Source organism: Cellulomonas sp. P4_B5_2, from assembly GCF_056402235.1.
The window spans coordinates 1-4,655 of record NZ_JBFUHU010000299.1; the positions used below are offsets into that span (position 1 = coordinate 1).

At 73.8% G+C, this 4,655-nt stretch carries 5 protein-coding genes; all 5 read right to left on the reverse strand.

Annotation, left to right across the window (positions count from 1 at the left end):
- On the reverse strand, nucleotides 1-911 hold a 911-nt coding region (locus AC1DUQ_RS17900; protein ID WP_477074262.1), incomplete at its 3' end, for an MCP four helix bundle domain-containing protein.
- A gap of 122 nt (nucleotides 912-1,033) precedes the next feature.
- A complete protein-coding gene (locus AC1DUQ_RS17905; RefSeq protein ID WP_477060060.1) occupies nucleotides 1,034-1,450 on the reverse strand; it encodes a chemotaxis protein CheW in 417 nt (138 codons plus the stop codon).
- Nucleotides 1,447-3,744, reverse strand: a complete 2,298-nt coding sequence (locus tag AC1DUQ_RS17910) for a chemotaxis protein CheW (RefSeq protein ID WP_477074263.1) — start codon at nucleotides 3,742-3,744, stop codon at nucleotides 1,447-1,449. Before AC1DUQ_RS17910 ends, AC1DUQ_RS17905 begins: the two co-directional genes overlap by 4 nt.
- Before the next feature lie 45 nt (nucleotides 3,745-3,789).
- Nucleotides 3,790-4,062: a carbon storage regulator CsrA gene (csrA, locus tag AC1DUQ_RS17915; protein WP_477060058.1), complete on the reverse strand. Its 273-nt coding sequence runs from the start codon at nucleotides 4,060-4,062 to the stop codon at nucleotides 3,790-3,792.
- Nucleotides 4,063-4,071: 9 nt separating this feature from the next.
- Nucleotides 4,072-4,655: hypothetical protein (locus AC1DUQ_RS17920; protein WP_477074264.1), on the reverse strand; the 584-nt coding region annotated here is incomplete at its 5' end.

Consider the following 4,655-nt stretch of genomic DNA (forward strand, 5'->3'; position numbering starts at 1 on the left):
GCCGCCACCTGACCCGACGACGCCGACAGCTCCTCCGCCGCCGCCGCCACCGTCTCCGACGTCTCCACCACACCGGCCAGGGTCCGCTGGAGCGAGTCCTGCGCGATGGTCAGTGAGGTGGCCATGCGGCCGATCTCGTCGCGGCTGTGCRCGTCGGCACGCACGGTCACGTCGCCGCGGGCCAGCGCCTCGAGCGACCCCTGGACCCGCTGCACGGACTTGCGGATCGCCCCGGCGACCACGGCACCCAGGGCCGTGCACCCGATGATCGCCAGCAGCAGCGTCACGATGAGCACGGTCGAGGCCGTGTCCGCCTCGGCGCGCGCCTCGTCGGCGATGCCCTGTGCGTACTCGTCGCCGGCAGCTGCCGCGGCGTCGAGCGCGTCGACGTAGGTGGACTTCAGGGGTTCGGTGACCTCGTTCAGCACCTGCTCGTAGAGCGCGCTGTCGCCACTGGTCGCGGCCGGGACCAGCTGCTCGTCCCGGGCGGTGCGCCAGGCGTCGAAGCCCGAGCGGAAGTCGGCCCACGTGGGCACCACGTCGCCGCCCGCCGCCTCGAACTCCGCGATGGCCGCGTCGATCTCGGCGTCGTTGTCCACCTGCTCCTGGAGCCAGTGCTCCTGGGCCTCCGGGCTGCGCGTCGCGCCGAGCTGGGCGACGATCATGCGGGCCTTGAGCTGGTCCTGGTGGACCGTGCTCAGCGGCGCCATGATCGTCGTCACGGTCGTCGAGAGCTCTTCGGTCTGGGCCGCCATCTGCTCCATCGTGATCAGCGCGTAGACGCCGGATCCCGCGGACGTGAGCGCGAAGATCGCGGTCAGGGCGAGGATCTTGGTCCGGACCGACCGGTCGGCGAACCACGCGCCACGGCGCGTCGTCCGGCCCTCGGCCGCAGGCTGGGTCGTCGACATGGGGTGCCTCTCTTCGTGCGAGACCCCTGGTGGGCCTGCACCCCGCCGATCGGTCGGCACGCCCCCGCGGTAAGCAGTCAGCCGGGTGAAGACCCGGACAAACAGGTTGCTCCGAGCACGCGTCAGGCGGCGGCGGCCTGATCCACGTCGAGCACCAGCAGCAGGCCGCCCTCGAGCTTGTGGGCGCCGAGGATGAGCGGGCGCAGGGCGGCGTCGAGCGTGTCGGGCGGCGTCTCGAACGAGCCCGGGCCTACCTCGACCACGTCCCCGATCTCGTCGACCAGCAGGCTCACCGGCTCCCCGTCCACCTGGACGACGACCATCATCGGCTCCGCCAGGTCGGCGCGACCGGACAGACCCAGCCGGGTGCGCAGGTCGATGGTGAGGACCACCTGACCGCGCAAGTTCACCAGGCCGGCCACCGTGGGCGGCGCCAGCGGCACCCGCGTCCGGGCGTGCGAGCGCAGCGCCTCCTGCACGCGCACCACGTCGATCCCGTAGAGGCTGCCGTCGAGAGTGAACGTCACGTACTGGCTCATCGTGCGGCTCCCACCAGGTCGGGGTGCCCGGGGAGCCCGGCGAGCCCGTCGAGCTCGTCGGACGTCGGCGGGGTGTCGTAGAAGGCGTGGTCCGCCGCCAGGATGGCCGTGCGGACGTCGAGCAGCTCGGTGACCCGGTCGCCCAGGACCGTCGAGCCGACCAGGCCGTGGTCCTCGATGTCCGAGTGGCGCGCGACGTCGTCGTCGACGATGTCGACGATCTCGTGCACGACCAGGCCGACGCTGCGCCCGGCGCGGCTGTAGACGACGACCAGCAGCTCCTCGCCCAGCTCGTCGCCGTAGCCCCCGAGCACCCGGTCGAGGCGGGCCAGCGGCAGGATCGTGCCGCGGTACTGGACCACCTCACGTCCCCCGACGAGCTCCACCTGCGCGGCCTGGACGTGCTCCAGGCGGGCCACCGACGCGAGCGGCATGGCCACCCGGCGACCCCCGCCGATGCCGACGACCAGCACCTGCTCCATCGGCATGGCGCGGGCGGCAGCCTCCTGCGCGCGACGGGCCGCCTCGCTGCTCACCTGCTCCAGCTCGCCGACCAGCGCACGGCGCGCGATCGCCTGTACGTCGAGGATGAGCGCGACGCGCCCGTCCCCGAGCACGGTGGCCCCCGCGTACCCGCCGATCGACTTCAGGCGCGCCGACAGCGGCTTGACCACGATCTCCTCGGTGTTCAGCACCCGGTCCACCAGCAGGCCGAAGCGCTGGTGGTCGGCCTGCACGACCGCGATGACGCTCGACCCCTCGGCGGGACCGTCCGCGTCGACCCCGAGCACCGACGCGAGCGACACCAGCGGCAGCAGCTCGCCGCGCAGCCGGTAGACCGGCGCGGCGTGCACGTACTCGATCCCGGAGCCCGAACGCTGCCCGTCGAGCGCGACGAGCTCGAGCAGGTTGACCTGCGGCACCGCGTACAGGTCCCCGGCGCACTCCACCGTGAGCGCAGGCATGATCGCCAGCGTCAGCGGGATGCGCAGGCGCCACACGGTGCCGGAGCCGACGGTCGAGTCCACGTCGACGGTGCCGCCGATCGCCTCGACCTTGGTGCGCACGACGTCCATCCCGACCCCGCGGCCGGACACGTTCGTGACCGCCTCGGCGGTGGAGAAGCCGGGCAGGAAGAGCAGCTGGAGCAGCTCGGCGTTGCTGACCGTCGAGAGCTGGTCGGGGGTGCGCAGACCCTTCTCGACGGCCTTCGCCGCGACCCGCTCGGGGTCGATGCCCCGGCCGTCGTCGGCGACCTCGACCACGACCTGCCCGCCCGCGTGGTACGCCCGCAGCGACAGCACGCCCCGGGCGGGCTTGCCGGCCGCGACGCGCTGCCCGGACGGCTCGATGCCGTGGTCGACCGCGTTGCGCACCAGGTGGGTCAGCGGGTCCTTGACCGCCTCCAGCAGGCTGCGGTCCAGCTCGGTGTCGCCACCGGTCATCTCCAGCTGGACCTCGCGGCCGCACGCGGCGGCCAGGTCCCGCACGATGCGCGGCATCTTGGACCACACGTGCTCGATGGGCTGCATCCGCGTCTTCATGACGCCCTCCTGCAGCTCACCGGCGATGAGGTTGAGGCGCTGCGCCGAGCGCGCGAGGTCGACGTCGTCGGTCCCGGACGAGAGGCGGGTGATCTGGTTGCGGGCGAGGACGAGCTCGCCCACCTGACGCATGAGCGCGTCGAGCAGCTCGACGTCCACGCGGATGGAGGTGTCGGCGGCGCTGCGCAGCGCACCGACCTCCTCGGGGAGGTGCTCGGCGACGGGTGCGGCCGGCTGGGTGGGGACGACGGGGGCGACAGGGGTCCGCTCGACGATCACTCCCGGCGCGGGCGCGAGGAGGGGCTCGACGACGGGCTCGTCGACGGGCTCGTCGACGACCGCGGGCTCGGCCGGTGCCGGTGTGCGTCCGTCGCGGACCGCCTCGACGGACTCGATGACGGCGTCGACGCTCACGTCACCCTCGGTGCCGTCCGCCTCGATCGCGGCGAGGATCTCGCGCACGACGTCCGTGAGGCGCAGGAGCACGTCGGTGGTCGGCTGGTCCATGGACCGGCGTCCGTCGCGGAGCTCGACCAGCAGGTTCTCGCCGGCGTGCGCGACGCGCTCGAGGCGCCCGAACGCGAGGAACCCGCTGGTGCCCTTGATGGTGTGGATGGTCCGGAAGATGCTGCTCAGCAGCGGACGAGACCCGGGCGACTCCTCGAGCGCCACGAGGTCGCGGTCCAGCTGGTCGAGGTTCTCGTAGCTCTCGACCAGGAACTCACGGACGATCTCGTCGACGTCCTCCACGGTGCCCTCCAGCCCGCCGAGGACCCAGCGTCCCGGCGTCCGACCTCATCGGTCGGAGGGCGAGGTTCCTGAGGGGTCCGGCTGGGCCGGGGCGGGTGACACCAGGCGCCGCAGCGCCGCGGCCGTCCGGTCGTCCGCCGCGACCGCGTCCACGTTGGCGGCGGTGAGCGCGTCGAGCACCTCGGCCCGGTGCACGCGCACGTGCCGCGGGGCGTCGATCCCGATGCGCACGCCGTCGCTGCGGACCTCGATGACCGTGACGACGATGTCGTCACCGATCACGAGCCGTTCCCCCACGCGACGGCTGAGCACGAGCATGCGGTGACCCTACCCCGCGATCCCTCGTGCGCCGCGAGGCGCGTCGCCCGCAGGTCCGAGGGCCTGTCCGAGCGCCGCGGCCCAGGCCACGGTGGTTGCGGGCACGCCGTCGACCCAGGCGACCGGCACGCCCAGGTCCAGCACGGTGCCGGGCTGGGCCGTGTCGAAGAGGCCGCGCACGGCGACCGCGTCGACACCGCGCTCGCCACCCACCTGGGTCAGCCACGTCGCAGCGTCGACCGTCTTGGTCCGCGCGTCGACCACGGCCCACACCTGGTCGGCGCGGGCAGCGCGCAGGAGTGCGGCGGCATCGACCCGGTCCGCGGGGTCGGGTCCCACGGCGATCGCGACGATCCCCGGGTGCGGTGCGCGTGTCGCCCGCTCGCGCCAGGTGGACAGCTCGTGGGCGCCCGCGGCCCGCGCCAGGCCGGTGGAGGTGGCCGCGCGCGCACCGGTGGCGACCACGGCAGACCGCTCGAGGCGCAGCCGCTCGGCGAGCAGGAGAGCCACGGCGTCGGCGTCCTCCTGGGCGCCGACGATCGCGATCACCTGCCCGGGCCCGCGCGGGGCGACCGGGGCGGCGGGCACGCGGG

Coding starts and splice junctions, on each gene's coding strand:
- csrA (WP_477060058.1), bottom strand. CDS start 4,062: ATGCTCGTGCTCAGCCGTCGCGTGGGGGAACGGCTCGTGATCGGTGAC.
- AC1DUQ_RS17905 (WP_477060060.1), bottom strand. CDS start 1,450: ATGAGCCAGTACGTGACGTTCACTCTCGACGGCAGCCTCTACGGGATC.